The sequence below is a fragment of the Kribbella capetownensis genome (genome assembly GCF_004331485.1).
GTDB lineage: Bacteria > Actinomycetota > Actinomycetes > Propionibacteriales > Kribbellaceae > Kribbella > Kribbella capetownensis.
Window position 1 is genome coordinate 46,651 of sequence record NZ_SJKD01000009.1, and the last position, 17,367, is coordinate 64,017.

The window sequence follows — 17,367 nt, forward strand, 5'->3', positions numbered from 1 at the left end:
TCCTCAACTACTCCCGGTCGCCTGATCCGACGGTTCATCGGTCATCAAGTCCTTCAGTCTCTTCAGCGCCTTCGCGGTCTGGCTCTTCACGGTCCCCTCGGTGCATTGCAGGATCCGCGCACAGGTCGCCACGTCGAGATCCTGGAAATACCGCAGAACCAGGACCGCCCGCTGCCGCGGCGCCAGATCCAGCAGCGCCCGCCGGACGGCCAGCGTGTCCACCGGGTCCGCCTCGTCGGTCAGCCGCGGCTCGAGCGTCTCCGCGGTCACCACCTCGGGGTGGCGGCCGGCCCGGCGGCGCTCGTCCAGGAAGGCGTTGACCAGGATGCGGTGCGCATACGGTCCGGCGCCTTCGTGCTTGATCCGGTGCCAGTGCACGTACACACGGGTGCAGGCGGTCTGGACCAGATCTTCGGCGGTGTGCACATCCCCCGCGGTGAGCAGCAACGCCGTACGCATCAGTCGGGTGCGGTCCGCGAGCAGGTACTCGCGGAACTCGGCCTCACGGTCACCCCCTCGCATCGACGGACCCCCGGCCATGGGCTGGGCCCTCTTCCACCCCGACTACGCCGCCGGTCCCCCTTCGGTTGCCTTCGGCTATCACGTTCAGTGCCTTCTCCACCAGGTCGGGGTCGTCGTACGGGAGCCACCTAATGCGCTGGTCCTTACGGAACCACGAGTCCTGCCGCCGCGCGAACCGGCGGGTGGATTGGGCGGTCCGCTCCCGCGCCTCCGGCTCACTGATCTCACCGTCGAGCAACGCGATCACCTGCGAGTAGCCGAGGGCACGGTTGGCCGTCTTCCCCTCAAGCAAACCCTTGTTCAGCAGATCTCGCACCTCGTCCACGAAACCCGCGTCGAACATCCGGTCCACCCGCCGGCCGATCCGTTCGTCCAGCTCCGGCCGCGGTACGTCGAGACCGAGCTGCACCGCACCCGGATAGACATAGTGATGTTCGGGCAACGTCGCGACGTACGGCCCGCCGGTGATCTCGATGACCTCCAGCGCCCGGACGATCCGCCGCCCGTTGCTCGGCAGGATCTGCCCGGCCGCCTTCGGATCCACCGCGGCAAGCTTCTGGTGCAGCGCTCCGGACCCGATGCGTTCGAGTTCGGCTTCCAGCCGTTCGCGGACGGCGGCGTCCGTACCGGGGAATTCGAAGTCGTCGAGGATCGCGCGCACGTACAACGCGGAACCGCCGGCCAGCACCGGCACCACACCGCGGCTGACACAGTCATCGATCGCTGCCCGCGCCAACTGCTGGAACTCGGCCACCGTCGCGGTCTCGGTGACGTCGAGGATGTCGAGCAGATGATGCGGTACGCCGGCACGCTCGGCCGCAGTGATCTTCGCCGTACCGACGTCCATGCCGCGGTACACCTGCATCGCGTCCGCGTTCACCACCTCGCCACCCAGGCGTTTGCACAGGGCAACGGACAGGTCGGACTTGCCGGCCGCGGTGGGGCCGACGACCGCGACGACGAGTGATTCGGCCATCACTCCAGTGTGTCAGTGTCCCTGCCGTCCCCGCTCCACCGGGCTGAACAGTGCGCCAACTGGGTCGCACTGGGCTTGTGGTTGACCCGGAAAGTTCGGTAGGACTCATCATGATGATCGCAACACCGATACGGGAGGAATGACGCTGTGACGAATCCGTTCGAGGAAGAGTCTGACGCGGCGAAGGACGCGCTGGACCTGGGGGGCGACAGCAAGGAGGACCTTGCTGCCGCAAAGCGCAGTGGTGGGGACGTCGAGTTGAAGCGCAGTGGTGGCGACGTCGAGTTCAGCGGCGGTGACGTCGAGTCCGACTCCGGCGGCGACGTCGAGTCCGAACCCGACAGCAGCGGTGGTGACGTCGAGTCCAGGCCCGGCGGCGACAGCTAATTCCTGTCACGACGGCGGCGGTGCAGGTCCCACAGTTCGGGGCCGGGAGATGCGAAGATCACCGCTAGCTGTCCGTAAGCAGTTCACTACGCAGGAATGGGAGCCCGACGATGGGCATCTTCGACAAGTTCAAGGGCAAGGCCGAGGACCTGAAGGACAAGGCCGGCGACCTGGTCGACCAGCACGGCGACAAGGTAGGCCAGGGTCTGGACAAGGCCGGTGACTTCGTCGACGAGAAGACCGGCGGTAAGTACGGCGACAAGATCGACCAGGGTGTCGAGAAAGCCAAGGAGGGCCTGGACGGCCTCGACGGCCAAAACGACGACATCCCCGACACGAACCGCCCCGCCTGACCGCACCACCCGAAGGGCCGCGAGCTGTTCTCGCGGCCCTTCGGCCTGTCAAGGACACGCCTGCGGCGCGGCGGATCTTCTGGCCGCCTCCGGCGACGCGGGAATCGCAGCGGCAGATGCTGTAGGAGCTCCGGCGCCATCCCCGGTCATTGCCTAAGACAGGAACTGGGTGGGTGGCACAGGGTATTTCCTGTCCAGAGCTACGAGAAAGTGTTCTAGCTCCGCGTGGTGGACCAGCACCGCACCCGGACGCGGCCATAGGCGGAGGCGGTTACCTGTCCGCGAGCGTCGGGCGCTCGGTCAGTCCGTTGCGTGAACGGCCGCGTCAACGTGGTGTCAGGGTGGTGTCAGCGGGTTCGTTGATGGTGGGGGCATGACGACGAACAGCATTCCCTCGAACAGCTCTGAGTGGGCCGGCATGGTGGCGGTTGATGACACGGCTCTGGCGGTTACCGATACCGGCGGGTCTGGCATTCCTGTGGTTTACCTCAATGGGCAGTTTGCGACTCAGGGGTATTGGCGGCGGGTGATCTCCGAACTTGGGTCGGGGTGGCGGCACATCACGTACGACGAACGGGCTCGGGGCAAGAAGTCGAAGCTATCCGCGGACTATTCGTTCGAGGCCGCCGTACGGGATGTCGATGCTGTGCTCGCGGCGCGGGGTGTGGACCGGGCGCTGGTGGTGGGCTGGTCGTACGGAGCGTTCGTCGGGGCGCACTGGGCCAGCCGGAATCCGGAGCGTGCCATCGGCGCGGTCTTGGTTGACGGTGCGGAGCCGTACGACTGGCTGGACGACGCCATGGAGCAGCGGATCCGGAAGCTGTTCCGGCGGATGGGGTGGTTCACGCCGCTCCTGCGCCCGACTGGTCTGGTACCGCGGATGAGCGCCGCGCAGCAGGCCGAGAGCAACATCGAGCTCGGCAAGATCTCCCGGGAGAGCGAGCTCGGCCCGGTGCTGGACAAGATCAGCGTCCCGGTGCGGTACGTGCTCGCTTCGGGGTCGTCGTTCGGGAGCAAGGGCGATGAGCAGGAACGAGTTCGGGCGAGCCTCGATCCGGTCTTCGAGCGCAACCCGAACCTCAAGCTCAGCGCGAAGGTCGCCAGCAACCACGGCTCGATCCTGAAGAAGGACTTCCGCGCCATCGCCGACGCCGTACGGGAGGTCAATGCACTCGATCGCGCCGATCACTGAGGAGGTCGGCCGACGCTCAGGCCGTGGTTACGCCTCGGGGGCCTTGCGGCGAGTGAATCTCGAGCGGAACTTAGAGTCGTACTCTAGTCGCACGTACCCCGAGGAATGCACTCCCATCGCGACGAACCCGACAGCCAGGAACACGATCCCCGCGATCATCGACATGTGCCAGAACGCCGCCGTGATGCCGACGAACGCCGAGCCTTGTGCGACTGCCTTGGCCAGTCCGACCAACGGTGACTTGCTCGCCCGACGACGAAACTCCTCCTGCCGATTCAGCACCAGCAGCGCAGCAAGCAACGGGATCGACACGGCGAACGCAGTGACGCACACCGTCGCCGATGGGTCGAGCGAGGGTTCGGTCAGGAACGGCTGCACGACCACGAGGCCGGCGGCACCCAATCCGCCGTAGATGAGGTTGGACTGGCGGATCCACTCCTGTTGAGCCGCCGGGTCGGCGGTGGTGTCCTCGGCCTCCTGCCGGATCCGTTCGGCATCGGCTTCGGCTTGCGCTTCGGCCTGGGCTTCGGCGAGCTGCGCCTGCTCAACCAGGAAGTCCTTGTCCTCGTTCATGGGCACATCCTCCCCGAAGCCTCGTTGGTCGCGTCCCTCCGCGGCCGGTCGAGGCGGCGGGCTAGGCGAGCGTCTTGCGCAGGACGGTGATCATCGTTTCGTACCGCGTGACAGTGCCATCCGGTGCCTGGCGGTTCCAGCCGCCGGGTTCGCGGCCGACAACGACGTACCCGAGACGTTCGTAGAGCGCACGCGGCCGCGGCCAGTTCTCGTCGATCCCCAGCTCGGCCGAGGTGAGACCCCGTCCGCGGATCCGCTCCTCCAGCGCTTGGATCAGGATCGAGCCGATGCCACAGGAACGCAGCGGCGCATCGACCTCCAACTGCCACAGCACAGGCACACCCGACGGCTTGGCGTAGTCAACCCCGCCGGTCGCCACCGGAATCCCAGACGGCGGACAGACCGCGAGAAAGTCCACTTCCCCGCGCTTCGCCCGCTCGAGCGCCTCGAGGGTCCCCGCAAGATGCGTATCCGTCCAGCCGGCGAATCCCGGGTACAGATCCTCAGCAACCAGATCCCGCACCGTCAACGGCACCACGACGTCCGCCATACGCGCCACCCTGTCACCAGCCCACCAACCACCGCCACACAATTCCTGACTAGCTGTATCCGGTCAGGAGGTTGGTGCCAACCACGATCGCGCCGACCGGCATCACGGACCCGCGACGAGCCTGCTGAACCCGCAGGATGCGCGCGGGCCGCCCACCTCACACCCACGACCTTGTGCACCGGCCAACCACCCGCCGCCAGCTGACATGGTCGACCCGAGCACAAGGTCGCCGCCCGGCCCCGGTGACTACCCCGGCCGGATCACGGTCCGCACCGGTGGCCGGCCGCCACGGGCGGACCCGCAGCACTCACCAACCATCCGCAGACCGAGGCCGCCGCGCTCACCTCAGGCCTGCAGGTCGCCCGACAGAAACGTTGATGAGTGCTGCACGTCCACACCACCATCACCCGGGATATCGTGCGCCTCCCCACCAGACGCGCTACATCGACCCAGTGATCCCAACCGCAACCAACCCCCTGGCCGGGTACAACTAGCGCAACTGCTCGAGCCGACAGAAGAGCTTGCTACTGCTCGGCTCGACGCCACGCCGATCACCTCCGATCCGGGTCACCCGGATGCACGCCTCCGGAAGCGGCCAGAAGAGCAGCCGCCGTCGAAGGCGGTGTCCTTCCTACGAGCACACCCATCGGCAGGTCAGCCGCCGATCACCCCGGCCCGTGTCAACGGGTGCGCGCCGCCGGAAGTGCAGCCGCCGCCGGAGGCGATGTCGTTGGGTTGTCGGTGGGGGTGATTAGGGTGCTGGTATGGATCGGTTTCGGGTGGTTCCGGCGGCTTATGTGGTGTTGCGGCGGGGGGATGAGGTGTTGATGTTGCTGCGGGCCAACACCGGTTACATGGATGGGTACTGGGCGGTGCCGGCGGGGCATGTGGAGAAGGGTGAGTCGGTTCTCGAGGCGGCGGTGCGGGAGGTTCGGGAAGAGGTCGGGGTGGAGATCGATCCGGCCGATCTCGTGCCGGTGACCGCGATGCATCGGACCGGCGGCAACGGGGACCCGGTCGATGAGCGGGTCGACTTCTTTTTCACGACGTCGCGGTGGAGCGGCGAGCCTCGATTGATGGAGTCCGAGAAGGCTGCGGGCCTCGACTGGTACTCGCTGGACAAGCTTCCCGACCCGGTCGTCCCGCACGAGGCGCGGGTGCTGGCCGGTCTGGCCGGTGACGGCCTTCCCGCGGTGATCGCCCACGGTTTCGCCTGAGTTCACCAACGCTTGGATCGCCTCGCCCTAGAGTTCGCTGCGATGTCAGCGAGCTTCGGAGGCGGGCGATGGACGAGCGGTACGACGGGACGAGCCGGCGGCGACTGTTGCAGGCGGGGGCCCTCGGCGCGGGCGCGGTGCTCGCATCGGGCACGCTGAACACCGGAGGCGCCTCAGCGACGCCGACCAAAGCGACCCAGGCGAGCAAGCCATCGAGTGGGCGGATCGACACCGAGCACCCGAGGTTCACGGTCGCCGTCGTACCGGACACGCAGTACCAGTTCGACCTGGACCGAGGCGACCCGGCGCCGCTGGCCGCGAGCTTGGAGTACCTGATCGACCAGCGGTCGACCGAGAACATCGTGTTCACCGCGCACCTCGGTGACGTGGTCGAGAACGCGCAGGCGTCCGAGTTCGCCCAGGCGGACCCGGTGTTCAAGATTCTCGACCGCGCCCGGATGCCGTACTCGAGGCGTTCGTGAAGCTGGCCGACGATGGCGCCGACCACGCGTGGGTGGGACTGCTCAGCCGGATGGGCACCGGCGCGGATGCGGGCAAGACCGGCAGCGATCCGTCGGAGCCGGTGGTCAACCTCGCGTTCTCCGGCGGGCGTCAGCTGCAGTGGGCCGTGTACCCGCTGGACCGCAACGACACGTTCACCAACTGGGGCCACGAACAGGTCGCGGGCCAGTGGTTCCACCTCGCGGTGGTCAACGACGGAAGGCACAGCACCTTGTACGTCGACTCGTCGCCGCTGCTCCGCAATCCGGCCACCGCGTCCAACGGACTCGCCACCGCCGGCAAGCCCTGGCTCCTGGGTGCGAACCACTACGCCAACATCATCGAGCAATCCTTCGCCGGCCACATCGGCGAGCTCCGCATCGTCACCCGCGCCCTGAAACCATCAGCGTTCCTGAACGCATAGAGCGAACGCTCAGAGATGCTCGCGGATCAGCGCTTCCTGGGCTGGGAGGAGGGCTAGCTCCTCGGGTGTCAGCGTCGGGTTGTTGCCGCGGACCTCGAGAGCGGCGGCGAGGCCGGGAGTCGGGTCGATGGAGTTCGCGAGGTAACTGGCGAGGGCTTCGCGCACGAGCGGGGTAAGCGCCTCGAAGGACGGGTCGAGCGCGACCTGGGCGCAGATGATCGCGGTCATCGCGATGTCGAACTCTGGCGGACCTTCCTCGGCGTTGCGCCAATCGATGACGACCGGGCCGTCGTCGGTCGCGATCACGTTGAGCGGATGCAGATCGCCGTGCACCACGACCACGCCCGGCCTGCCGCTCGGGGCCGGGATCGTATGCAGGCGACGGTGCAGATCGGCGTGGATCTCGCCGAGTTCGGTCCCGCTGAGGTCACCGGCGATCGCCGCGTCGCCGAGGGTCGGACCGGTCAGTCGCTGGATCACCATGTCCGGCCCCGCGATCTCACGGACCGCCGGCACCGGGTAGTCGTACTTCGCGACGTGACGCATGAAGTCCGCCTCGTCCCGCACCGGGTGGCCGTTGCGGTAGCGCCGCAGCACCCAGGAGTCATCCAGCGAGTAGATATCCGCATCCCGACCGGCCGCGAACGGTACGGCGTCGGGCGGGAGGAGGGACGGACGGTCAGCCGCGGAGCTGGTCATCCGGCCTGGCACCCGCCGACCGCGGGCTCCAACGGCTTGGCGCCGATCGTGGGCATCCCGAGCATCACTCCAGGTGTCGAGGCCGGCGCGTCCTGACCTCGCTCCCAGGCGTCGCCGGCGCGAGTACGTCGTACTGCACCGAAGACATCCGCGACGAGGTGGTGTGGTGCGGCGTACGTGACCTCGACCGTTGCCATGTCACCTGGTCGCGGAGTATCGACGCCCTCCGGCAGCGCGAAGTGCACGAGCCGGTTGTCCCGCGCGCGGCCGCTGAGCCGGTGGGTGGCGGCGTCCTTGCGCCCCTCCCCCTCGGCGACGAGCACCTCGAGGGACCGGCCGACGACCTTCTTGTTCTCGTCCCACGCCATGTCGTCCTGCAGCGCGACCAGCCGCTCGTACCGATCCTGCACGACGTCGCGCGGGACCTGGTCCTCCATCGACTCGGCCGGCGTCCCGGGACGCTTCGAGTACTGGAAGGTGAACGCCCCCGCGAACCGGGCCTGCCGGACCACGTCGAGCGTGCCCTGGAAGTCCTCTTCGGTCTCACCGGGGAAGCCGACGATGATGTCGGTGGTGATCGCGGCGTCAGGCATCGCGGCCCGCACGTCCTCGATGATCTTCAGGTACCGATCGCGACGGTACGAGCGCCGCATGGCCTTCAGAACCCGATCCGAGCCGGACTGCAGCGGCATGTGCAGCGAGGGCATCACGTTCGGCGTCTCGGCCATCGCCTCGATGACGTCCGCGGTGAAGTCACGCGGATGAGGCGAGGTGAACCGGACCCGCTCCAGACCGTCGATCGCACCGCAGGCGCGGAGCAGTTTGCCGAAGGCGTAGCGGTCGCCGAACTCCACGCCGTACGAGTTCACGTTCTGGCCGAGCAGCGTCACCTCGAGCACACCCTCGGCGACCAGTGCCTCGACCTCGGCGAGTACGTCGCCCGGCCGGCGGTCCTTCTCCCGGCCGCGCAGCGACGGAACGATGCAGAACGTGCAGGTGTTGTTGCAACCGACGCTGACCGACACCCAGGCCGAGTACGGCGACTCGCGGCGGGTCGGCAGCGTGGACGGGAAGACCTCGAGCGCCTCGAGGATCTCGACCTGCGAATCCTGCTCCACCCGGGCGCGCTCCAGCAACGCCGGCAGCGATCCGATGTTGTGGGTGCCGAAGACAACGTCCACCCACGGGGCCTTCTTGGTGATGGTGGCCTTGTCCTTCTGCGCCAGGCAGCCGCCGACGGCGATCTGCATGCCCGGCGTCTTGGCCTTCACCGGCGCGAGGTGGCCGAGGTTGCCGTACAGCTTGTTGTCGGCGTTCTCCCGGACCGCGCAGGTGTTGAAGACGACCACGTCGGCCTGGTCGCCCTCGGACGCACGGACGTAGCCCGCGTCCTCCAGCAGCCCGCGCAGCCGCTCGGAGTCGTGAACATTCATCTGGCACCCGTAGGTGCGGACCTCATAAGTACGCATGACAGCCACCTAGAGTACGTGCCGCGGTACACATTTCCCCACCTGGCCTTGAGTCCTCGTAACCCCTGACCGGCCGCGGCGATTGCTGCAAGTCACTGTTGCGGAACGGGGGTTAATGGACACTGAAGCGCAGATCATGCGGGCTGTGACCAGCCGGTCACAGCCCGCTCCGCTTTGTTGCAGATCGTTACCACCGTGGAACCGGGGGGTCGTTTGTCCGTGCCCCCCGCTCCAGTAGGTTCTGGCCATGAGCGATTCCGGAACCTTGACGAAAACCGGTCTGGTCGCCCTGACCGACGTCAACAAACATTTCGGTGAACTGCACGTCCTGAAGGACATCAATCTGTCCCTCGCCAAGGGCGAGGTCGTCGTGGTGATCGGTCCGTCCGGATCCGGCAAATCGACGCTGTGCCGCGCGATCAACCGGCTGGAGCCGATCGACTCCGGCACGATCACGCTGGACGGCCAGCCGCTGCCCAGCGAGGGCAAGGCCCTGGCCCGGCTCCGCGCCGACGTCGGCATGGTGTTCCAGTCGTTCAACCTGTTCGCGCACAAGACGATCCTGCAGAACGTCACCCTCGGCCCGAGCAAGGTGCGTGGCCAGTCCAAGTCCGTGGCCGAGGAGAAGGCCCGGGGGCTCTTGGAGCGGGTCGGCGTCACCGCCCAGGCCGACAAGTACCCGGCCCAACTGTCCGGCGGTCAGCAGCAGCGGGTGGCGATCGCCCGCGCGCTGGCCATGGATCCCAAGGTGATGCTGTTCGACGAGCCGACCTCGGCCCTGGACCCGGAGATGATCAAAGAGGTCCTGGACGTGATGGTCGACCTGGCCAGGCAGAGTATGACGATGATCGTCGTCACGCACGAGATGGGCTTCGCCCGCCGCGCGGCGAACCGGGTCGTGTTCATGGCCGACGGCCAGATCGTCGAGGAGGCCGAGCCGGAGCGGTTCTTCACCGATCCGCAGACCAAGCGGGCCCAGGACTTCCTGTCGAAGATCCTGACCCACTGACCGTCCACAACGCCGTCCCAGCGCAGTACTGATCAACGGAGGAAAAGACAATGCGACAGCGAATCATCGCTGCCCTCGGCATCGCGGGCCTGGCGGCGACCGGACTGGTTGCCTGTGGCGACGACACTGACGCCGGCTCCGGTTCCGGCTCCAGCGGTGGCGAGAAGGTCACCATCGGCATCAAGTTCGACCAGCCGGGTCTGGGCCTGAAGGAAGGCGCGGACTACACCGGCATGGACGTCGACGTCGCGAAGTACGTCGCCAAGGAGCTCGGATACGGCGACATCACGTTCAAGGAGTCCCCGTCGGCCCAGCGCGAGACGCTGCTGGCCAACGGTCAGGTCAAGATGATCTTCGCGACCTACTCCATCACCGACGCCCGCAAGGAGAAGGTCTCCTTCGGCGGTCCGTACATGGTGGCCGGCCAGGACCTGCTGGTCCGCGCCGACAACACCGACATCACCGGACCGGAGTCGCTGGGCGGCAAGAAGCTGTGCTCGGTGACCGGCTCCACCTCGGCGCAGAAGGTCAAGGACCAGTTCGCCGACACGGTGCAGCTGCAGGAGTACGACACCTACTCCAAGTGTGTCGAGGCCCTCGGCGCCGGCGCGATCGACGCGCTCACCACCGACAACACCATCCTGGCCGGCTACGCCGCGCAGGAAGCCAACAAGGGCAAGTTCAAGGTGGTCGGCAAGACCTTCTCGACCGAGCGCTACGGCGTCGGCCTGAAGAAGGGCGACACCGAGACCTGCACCAAGGTCAACGACGCGCTGAAGAAGATGGTCGACTCCGGCGAGTGGCAGAAGGCCTTCGACAAGAACCTCGGCCAGGCCGGTCTGAAGCTGGACACGGCCACCAACCCGCCGAAGACTTTCGACGCCTGCGCCTGACCTAGCATGCTCCGGGGAGGGACCGTCCGCGGTCCCTCCCCGGAGTGCTGGTCTCCGCCTCGTTCCCCAGCAGGAGAATCATGGACGTGATATCGGAGTTCTTCTCCGAGTACGACGGTCTGCAAGCGTTCCGGACGACCATCTACCTCACGCTGCTGTCGGCGGTGTTCGCACTGCTGATCGGCACCGTGGTGGCGGTGATGCGGGTCTCCCCGGTCCGGGTACTGCAGATCCTCGGCGCCGCCTACGTGAACATCGTCCGCAGCACACCGCTGACGCTGGTCATCGTGTTCTGCAACCTCGGGCTGTTCCTGCAACTCGGCCTCTCGCTGGCGAACAAGGACTCGAACACCTTCATCGTCGACAACAACTTCCGGCTGGCCGTCCTCGGCCTGTCGGTCTACCACGCGTCCTTCGTGGCCGAGGCGATCCGCAGCGGCGTGAACACCGTCCCGCTCGGCCAGGCCGAGGCGGCCCGGGCGATCGGCCTGCCGTTCCTGAAGACGTTGCGGTACGTCGTTCTGCCGCAGGCGTTCCGCGGTGCCATCACACCGCTCGGCAACGTGCTGATCGCACTGACCAAGAACTCGACGGTTGCCTCGGTCATCGGTGTGACCGAAGCGTCGGCCGTGATGAAGGTGATGATGGAGGATCGTCCGGACGTGCTGTTCATCGTGTTCGGCATCTTCGCGATCGGCTTCGTGATCCTGACCCTGCCGATCGGCATCCTGTTCACCTCGATGTCTAAGCGGCTGGCGGTGAAGCGATGAGCGGCAGCGTTCTGTTCGACGCGCCCGGCCCGCGCACCAAGCGCCTGTACGCCGCGGTCGGCGTCGCCAGCGTCATCCTCGTGCTGCTGGCGCTGTGGTTCGTGATCGACAAGCTGAACGAGAAGGGTCAGCTCACCGCGGCGAAGTGGAAGCCGTTCCTGACCGGCGAGATCTGGACCGAGTACCTGATCCCCGGTCTGATCGGCACGCTGATCGCGGCCGCGATCTCGGTCGTCTTCGCGATGGTCCTCGGCATCCTGCTCGGTGTCGGCCGGTTGTCCACCAAGGCGTGGATCCGGTGGCCCTGCGGCATCGTCGTCGAGTTCTTCCGCGCCGTACCGGTGCTGCTGATGATGCTGTTCACCTTCGCCCTGTACGCGAACTACAACCTGTTCCCGCCGGATCGACTCGCGCTGGCCGCCGTCGTCACCGGTCTGACCCTGTACAACGGTTCGGTGGTCGCCGAACTGGTCCGCTCCGGGGTGTACTCCCTGCCGAAGGGGCAGAGCGAGGCCGGGATGGCGATCGGGCTCACCACGGGGAAGTCGATGCGGATGATCCTGTTGCCGCAGGCAATCACCGCGATGATGCCGGCCATCGTCGGCCAACTGGTGGTGATCCTGAAGGACACCGCGCTCGGCTACATCATCACCTACGAGGAACTGCTGCGGAAAGCCGAACAGATCGGCAACTTCACGTCGAACCTGCTCCCGGCACTGATCGTCGTGGGCGTGATCTTCGTGATCATGAACTACGGGGTGACTGTGCTCGCGCACCGGGTCGAACGCCTGATGCGCCGCCGCGGCCGTTCCGCCGGCGGTCCGCTGACCGCCGAGCCGCTGGACCAGTCCGCGGTCGGCGCCAGCGAGGTGCTGACCGCGGGCGACAGGCCGCCCGCTGCCAACTGATCACGAGAAAGGGTCCCGGGGAGCCACTCCCCGGGACCCTTTCGCTTGCTCCTCAGCGCAGGGTGTTGAAGGAGTCGCGGATGATCTCGAGGGCTTCGGTGGTCTCTTCCTCGGTCAACGTCATCGGTGGCGCCATCCGGAGAACGTTGCCGTACAGGCCGCCCTTGCCGACCAGCAGACCGCGGTTCTTGGTCTCCTGCTGGAGTTTGGCGGTGGCCGCCGGGTCGGGGCTGTTGTCGTCCGGCTTGACGATCTCGGCGGCCAGCATCAGGCCCTTGCCGCGGACATCGCCGAGCTCGAGGAACTCCTCCGAGATACCCCGCAGGCCGTCGACCAGTTGCGAGCCGCGCTTGGCGGCGTTCGCCTGCAGATCGTGGTCGAGCAGGTAGTCCAGCGTCGCCTTCGCCGCACTGGTGGAGATCGGGTTGCCGCCGAACGTCGACAGCGAGTTGGCGCTCAGGCTGTCCATCAACTCCGGCGTGGAGACCACGCCGCCGATCGCGAACCCGTTGCCGAGGCCCTTGGCGAACGTCATCGCGTCCGGCACCATGTCGTGCGCCTGGATCCCCCAGAAGTGGTCGCCGGTGCGGCCCCAGCCGGTCTGCACCTCGTCGGAGATGAACAGGATGCCGTACTCGTCCAGCACCTCCTTGAAGGCGGCGTACAGGCCGTCAGGCCCGGACGAGAAGCCGCCGACGCCCTGGATCGGCTCGGCGATCAGGCAGGCGACGTCGCCCGCGGTCGTGGTCTCGATGACGTTGCGCAGATCGTCGACGCAGACCTTGATGTAGTCGGCGTCGGGCAGATCCCGGAACGGGCTGCGGTACCGGTAGGCACCCTGGACGTACTGCACGTTGACCGGTGACAGGCTGCTGGCGGACCAGCCACGGTTGCCGGTGATGGCGACGGTGCCGAAGCCGCGGCCGTGGTACGAGTTGCGCATCGCCAGCACCTGGTTGGACCGGCGCCGCTGGGTGGCCAGCATCAGGGCGGCCTCGTTCGCCTCGGTGCCGGAGTTGGTGAAGAACACCTTGGCGTTCGGAATGCCGGACAGCTGCGCGATCTGCTCGGCCAGCTCGATCTGCTTGCGGATCAGGTAGACCGTCGAGGTGTGCGCGATACCGGTGGCCAGTTGCTCACGCACCGCGTCGGAGATCTCCGCGATGTCGTAACCGATCGCGTTGGTCAGGATGCCGGCGAAGAAGTCGAGATAGGTGGTGCCGTGGCCGTCGGTCACCCGGCGGCCTGATCCTTGCACGATCTCGATCGGCTCCTCGTAGTACAACGCGAGCCAGTCCGGCATGACGGCCTTGTGACGCTCCCAGAGCTCCGCATGTGTCATGCCTAAGCATTACCTCATCGCGTCGCTTGCTCATAGTGGGCATCTATCGCAGTTAAGGTGCTCTCCGTGACATTGCCGAGCATCCCGCACGTGGACATCGAGTCCCTGCAGCATTTCGACCGGATCGTGGCGGCGGGCGCCACTTCGATGGCGGGCTGGCGGGTGCAGTCGGTCGACCTGACCGGCCGGACGGCGGAACTGCTCGGACTGCGCCCGATGGGCGCCCTGTTCCTCGGCTGCGTGCTGGAGGAGAAGTCCGACGCCTGGATCCGTGACGGCGGCGGGCTCGTGTTCCCCGCGATCCCGTCCCTGCCCTTCGACGCCTACCGCGGCACGCTGTACGACGCCGAGGAGCTCTACGCCGGCCTCGAGGACGGGTACGACGCCACACCGGACGCTCGGATCTACGCGTGGTCCCGGCAGCACGACGAGAAGGGCGACACCAGTCGGACTCTCGCGGCCGCCCTGCACGACCATTCCATCGCCGACGCACTCCACGAGCTGCCCACCGACCAGCCGTGGATCGGTGTCATGGGCGGACACGGTGTCGCCCGCGGGAGTACGTCGTACCGGTCTGCTGTCATGCTCGGGCGCAGCCTCGCCCAGACGGGCCGCACCGTCGTCACCGGCGGTGGTCCGGGCGCCATGGAAGCGGCGAACCTCGGTGCGTCTCTGTCCGGGTACGACGAGTCGGCCGTCGACACCGCACTGGCTGCGCTGGCCGCCGTACCGTCGTTCAAGCCCTCGGTGGCCGAGTGGGCCGCCGCAGGGCTCCGTGTACGGCGTGAGCTCCCCGGCGCCGGCGGGGTGTCGATCCCGACCTGGTTCTACGGGCACGAGCCGCCGAACGTGTTCGCGTCGTCGATCGCGAAGTACTTCTCCAACGCTCAGCGGGAGGACGTGCTGCTCAGCCGGGCGAAGGGCGGGATCGTCTACCTGCCCGGCGCGGCCGGAACCGTGCAGGAGGTCTTCCAGGCGGTCACACCGAACTACTACGGCGATCCGGCCACCCAGATCCCGCTGATCCTCGTCGACATCGAGCACTGGACCGTCAAGCTGCCGGTCTGGCCGCTGCTGCAGTCCCTGGCCGCGGACCGACCGATGGCGAGGTCACTCCACCTGGTCGACACCATCGACGAGGCGACCGCTCTGGTCAGCTGAGGACCCTGGTCAGCTTCACGTCCTCCTCCTCGAAGCCGAGGCTGCGGTAGAAGCCGCGCGCGGACGTGTTGGCGGTGCCGGTGTCGAGAGTGATCGTGGTGACGCCCAGCCGACGTGCGTCGTCGGTCACGGTGTCTATCAAAGCGCGGCCGACGCCTTCGCCCTCGTGATCCGTGGATACCACCAGCTCACCGACGTACAGCTCCTGGTCGCCGGACCAGTGCGTCCGCTCCTCGCCGGAGACGAAGCCGGCGACCACACCGTCCACCTCCGCGACGTACACGAACCGGCCTGGTTCGGCGGCTCGCTCGACTGCCTCGACGACCCAGCCGGTGACGGCCGCACGCACTCCGTCCGGTGAGCGCCAGCGCGCCACTCCCTCCATCAGTCGCGGCGCCAGGTCGAGCACCGCCTCCCGGTCCTTCTCCTCGTACCGACGTACCTCACCACGCATGACCCAAGTCTGTCGGAGGCTTGGTCTACCGTGCCCGGCATGACGAACTTCGTGTTGGTGCCAGGGGCGTGGCTCGGTGCGTGGGCGTGGGACGAGGTGGCGGCCGGGCTGCGCGCGGAGGGGCACGAGGTCTATCCGGTGACGCTGAGCGGGCTGGCCGAGCGGCACGGTCCCGATTCCGCGCGGGTCGGACAGCAGCAACACGTCGACGACATCGTGGCGGTGATCGAGAGCCGCGATCTGCGAGACGTCGTCCTCGTCGGGCACAGCTACTCGGGGATTCCAGTCGGCCAGGCCGCCGGGCGGATCGGCGACCGGCTGCGTCGGGTGGTGTACGTCGACTCGAACATCCCGGCCGACGGGAGGTCGTTCGTCGACGGCTGGTCTGCTGAAGGACGCGCGTGGGTCGAGGGGCAGCTGGCCGAGTCCGGTGGGTTCTGGCCACCGCTCACCGCCGAGGACTACGTCGACCAGGACCTGTCCGACGAGGCGATCACGCTGATCGTCGCCCGGAGTACGCCGCACCCCGGCCGGGCGATCTCGGAGCCGGCCAAGCTGACCCGGCCCATCGGCGAGCTCCCCACGACGTACCTCAAATGCCTGCTGGACGGCGCCACACCCTCGGCAGACGTCGTCGAGCAACTGAAGAGCCCGTCCTGGGAGCTGCTCGAGCTACCCACGGGCCACTGGCCGATGTTCTCGCAACCCACAGCCCTCACCAAGCTGTTGAGCGAGCTGGGTTAGGCGTGGCTGGTAATCGCGGGATTACCAGACATGACCTAAGCCCTGTCGGCGGCGGCGAGTTGGCCGCAGGCTCCGTCGATCTCCTGGCCGCGGGTGTCGCGGACCGTGGTCGGGATGCCGCCGGCCTGGAGGCGGCGGACGAACTCGCGCTCGTCAGCGGGGTCCGACGCGGTCCACTTCGAGCCCGGGGTCGGGTTGAGTGGGATCAGGTTGACGTGCACCCAGCCCCAGTCGCCGCGGGCGGCCAGCTTCTCCGCCAGCAGGTCCGCGCGCCAGGCGTGGTCGTTGATGTCGCGGATCATCGCGTACTCGATCGAGACCCGGCGCTTCGTCTGCCGCGCGTACCCCCACGCGGCGTCGAGCACCTCGTCGACCTTCCAGCGGTTGTTGATCGGCACGAGCTCGTCGCGCAGTTCGTCGTCCGGCGCGTGCAGCGACAGCGCGAGCGTCACCGGGATGCCCTCGGTGGAGAGCTGGTTGATCCGCGGCACCAGGCCGACCGTCGACACGGTCACACCACGCGCCGAGATCCCGAGGCCCTCCGGCGACGGGTCGGTGAACCGGCGGACCGCGCCGATCACGGCCTTGTAGTTGGCCATCGGCTCGCCCATGCCCATGAACACGATGTTGCTGACCCGGCCCGGCCCGCCGGCGATCTCACCGCGGGACAGCGCCCGGGCACCGTCGACGACCTGCTCCACGATCTCCGCGGTCGTCATGTTCCGGGTCAGCCCGGCCTGACCGGTAGCGCAGAACGGGCACGCCATCCCACAGCCGGCCTGCGACGACACGCACATCGTGGTCCGGTCCGTGTAGCGCATCAGGACGGACTCGACCAGCGAACCGTCCAGCAGCTTCCACAGCGTCTTGCGGGTCTGCCCGTTGTCGCACTCCAGGTCGCGCACGCGGGTCAGCAGCGGCGGCATCAGCTCGGCCACCAGCTTGTCCCGGGTCGCGGCCGGCAGATCGGTCATCTCGGCCGGGTCGGACACCAGCCGGGAGAAGTAGTGGTTCGACAACTGCTTGGCCCGGAACGCGGGCTCGCCCAGCGCGGCTACCGCCGTACGCCGTTCCTCCCCGGTGAGATCGGCCAGATGCCGCGGCGGCTTCTTGGCACGGCGCGGCTCATCGAAAACAAGGGGAAGGGAGGTAGTCATAACCGACCTATTGTCGCCCGCCGCCCCAACCGTTCACAAATTCACATCCCATGACCCCTGTCACCC

General features: G+C 67.4%; 21 protein-coding genes. 12 read left to right on the forward strand and 9 right to left on the reverse strand.

Annotated features, from left to right (window positions below; genetic code table 11):
• Positions 1–3: 3 nt before the first annotated feature.
• Together E0H75_RS33215 and miaA are read right to left on the reverse strand one after the other, a co-directional pair.
• Positions 4–522 carry a SigE family RNA polymerase sigma factor gene (locus E0H75_RS33215; protein WP_131354892.1) on the reverse strand — a complete coding sequence of 173 codons (519 nt, stop codon included), beginning with the start codon at positions 520–522 and terminating at the stop codon, positions 4–6.
• Positions 509–1,498, reverse strand: a complete 990-nt coding sequence (gene miaA, locus E0H75_RS33220) for a tRNA (adenosine(37)-N6)-dimethylallyltransferase MiaA (protein WP_131517682.1) — start codon at positions 1,496–1,498, stop codon at positions 509–511. Before miaA ends, E0H75_RS33215 begins: the two co-directional genes overlap by 14 nt.
• A gap of 147 nt (positions 1,499–1,645) precedes the next feature.
• Here miaA and E0H75_RS33225 point away from each other — a divergent pair, with 147 nt between their 5' ends.
• The 3 genes from E0H75_RS33225 to E0H75_RS33235 all read left to right on the forward strand — a co-directional run bounded on the left by E0H75_RS33225 (position 1,646) and on the right by E0H75_RS33235 (position 3,430).
• Positions 1,646–1,885 (forward strand): hypothetical protein, encoded by a 240-nt coding sequence (locus E0H75_RS33225; protein ID WP_131517683.1) that lies wholly within the window; start codon positions 1,646–1,648, stop codon positions 1,883–1,885.
• 110 nt (positions 1,886–1,995) lie between these two features.
• Positions 1,996–2,238: an antitoxin gene (locus E0H75_RS33230; RefSeq protein ID WP_131354900.1), complete on the forward strand. Its 243-nt coding sequence runs from the start codon at positions 1,996–1,998 to the stop codon at positions 2,236–2,238.
• A 418-nt stretch (positions 2,239–2,656) separates the two neighbouring features.
• Positions 2,657–3,430, forward strand: a complete 774-nt coding sequence (locus E0H75_RS33235) for an alpha/beta fold hydrolase (protein ID WP_272948952.1) — start codon at positions 2,657–2,659, stop codon at positions 3,428–3,430.
• Positions 3,431–3,457: 27 nt separating this feature from the next.
• On the opposite strand, the gene E0H75_RS33240 is transcribed toward E0H75_RS33235, so the two are convergent.
• Together E0H75_RS33240 and E0H75_RS33245 are read right to left on the reverse strand one after the other, a co-directional pair.
• Positions 3,458–4,003 carry a hypothetical protein gene (locus E0H75_RS33240; RefSeq protein ID WP_131517685.1) on the reverse strand — a complete coding sequence of 182 codons (546 nt, stop codon included), beginning with the start codon at positions 4,001–4,003 and terminating at the stop codon, positions 3,458–3,460.
• Between the two features lie 61 nt (positions 4,004–4,064).
• Entirely contained in the window at positions 4,065–4,553 is a 489-nt protein-coding gene (locus E0H75_RS33245; protein WP_131517686.1) for a GNAT family N-acetyltransferase, read from the reverse strand.
• A gap of 764 nt (positions 4,554–5,317) precedes the next feature.
• On the opposite strand from E0H75_RS33245, the gene E0H75_RS33250 reads away from it, so the two are divergent.
• The 3 genes from E0H75_RS33250 (at position 5,318) to E0H75_RS33260 (ending at position 6,695) form a co-directional block, all read left to right on the forward strand.
• Positions 5,318–5,770 (forward strand): NUDIX hydrolase, encoded by a 453-nt coding sequence (locus E0H75_RS33250; protein ID WP_131517687.1) that lies wholly within the window; start codon positions 5,318–5,320, stop codon positions 5,768–5,770.
• Positions 5,771–5,838: 68 nt separating this feature from the next.
• Complete coding sequence (locus tag E0H75_RS33255; protein ID WP_131517688.1) at positions 5,839–6,252, forward strand: metallophosphoesterase family protein; 414 nt, start codon at positions 5,839–5,841, stop codon at positions 6,250–6,252.
• Positions 6,249–6,695, forward strand: a complete 447-nt coding sequence (locus E0H75_RS33260; protein WP_238163416.1) for a LamG domain-containing protein — start codon at positions 6,249–6,251, stop codon at positions 6,693–6,695. Before E0H75_RS33255 ends, E0H75_RS33260 begins: the two co-directional genes overlap by 4 nt.
• Positions 6,696–6,704: 9 nt before the next feature.
• Here E0H75_RS33260 and E0H75_RS33265 read toward each other — a convergent pair whose 3' ends face one another.
• Positions 6,705–7,394, reverse strand: coding sequence for a phosphotransferase (locus tag E0H75_RS33265; protein WP_238163417.1), 690 nt, complete (start codon positions 7,392–7,394; stop codon positions 6,705–6,707).
• Positions 7,391–8,863 (reverse strand): tRNA (N6-isopentenyl adenosine(37)-C2)-methylthiotransferase MiaB, encoded by a 1,473-nt coding sequence (gene miaB / locus E0H75_RS33270; RefSeq protein ID WP_131517689.1) that lies wholly within the window; start codon positions 8,861–8,863, stop codon positions 7,391–7,393. The genes E0H75_RS33265 and miaB overlap by 4 nt, the downstream gene beginning before the upstream one ends.
• Before the next feature lie 247 nt (positions 8,864–9,110).
• Between miaB and E0H75_RS33275 the strand changes: the two genes are divergently transcribed.
• The 4 genes from E0H75_RS33275 (at position 9,111) to E0H75_RS33290 (ending at position 12,443) form a co-directional block, all read left to right on the forward strand.
• Complete coding sequence (locus E0H75_RS33275; protein WP_131517690.1) at positions 9,111–9,872, forward strand: amino acid ABC transporter ATP-binding protein; 762 nt, start codon at positions 9,111–9,113, stop codon at positions 9,870–9,872.
• Positions 9,873–9,922: 50 nt separating this feature from the next.
• Complete coding sequence (locus tag E0H75_RS33280) at positions 9,923–10,765, forward strand: glutamate ABC transporter substrate-binding protein (protein ID WP_131517691.1); 843 nt, start codon at positions 9,923–9,925, stop codon at positions 10,763–10,765.
• 80 nt (positions 10,766–10,845) lie between these two features.
• Positions 10,846–11,535, forward strand: a complete 690-nt coding sequence (locus tag E0H75_RS33285) for an amino acid ABC transporter permease (protein ID WP_131517692.1) — start codon at positions 10,846–10,848, stop codon at positions 11,533–11,535.
• Positions 11,532–12,443 (forward strand): amino acid ABC transporter permease, encoded by a 912-nt coding sequence (locus tag E0H75_RS33290; protein ID WP_131517693.1) that lies wholly within the window; start codon positions 11,532–11,534, stop codon positions 12,441–12,443. Before E0H75_RS33285 ends, E0H75_RS33290 begins: the two co-directional genes overlap by 4 nt.
• A 52-nt stretch (positions 12,444–12,495) precedes the next feature.
• Here E0H75_RS33290 and E0H75_RS33295 read toward each other — a convergent pair whose 3' ends face one another.
• On the reverse strand, positions 12,496–13,785 hold the full coding sequence (locus tag E0H75_RS33295; RefSeq protein ID WP_131517694.1) for an aspartate aminotransferase family protein: 1,290 nt from the start codon (positions 13,783–13,785) through the stop codon (positions 12,496–12,498).
• Between the two features lie 66 nt (positions 13,786–13,851).
• On the opposite strand from E0H75_RS33295, the gene E0H75_RS33300 reads away from it, so the two are divergent.
• Positions 13,852–14,946: an LOG family protein gene (locus E0H75_RS33300; protein ID WP_131517695.1), complete on the forward strand. Its 1,095-nt coding sequence runs from the start codon at positions 13,852–13,854 to the stop codon at positions 14,944–14,946.
• On the opposite strand, the gene E0H75_RS33305 is transcribed toward E0H75_RS33300, so the two are convergent.
• Positions 14,939–15,400 (reverse strand): GNAT family N-acetyltransferase, encoded by a 462-nt coding sequence (locus E0H75_RS33305; protein ID WP_131517696.1) that lies wholly within the window; start codon positions 15,398–15,400, stop codon positions 14,939–14,941. The genes E0H75_RS33300 and E0H75_RS33305 overlap by 8 nt on opposite strands.
• 39 nt (positions 15,401–15,439) lie before the next feature.
• Between E0H75_RS33305 and E0H75_RS33310 the strand changes: the two genes are divergently transcribed.
• The gene (locus E0H75_RS33310; protein ID WP_131517697.1) at positions 15,440–16,144 is read left to right on the forward strand and encodes an alpha/beta fold hydrolase; all 705 of its coding nucleotides are present in this window, start codon (positions 15,440–15,442) and stop codon (positions 16,142–16,144) included.
• 35 nt (positions 16,145–16,179) lie between these two features.
• On the opposite strand, the gene rlmN is transcribed toward E0H75_RS33310, so the two are convergent.
• Positions 16,180–17,301 carry a dual-specificity RNA methyltransferase RlmN gene (rlmN, locus tag E0H75_RS33315; RefSeq protein WP_131517698.1) on the reverse strand — a complete coding sequence of 374 codons (1,122 nt, stop codon included), beginning with the start codon at positions 17,299–17,301 and terminating at the stop codon, positions 16,180–16,182.
• Positions 17,302–17,367 lie beyond the last annotated feature (66 nt).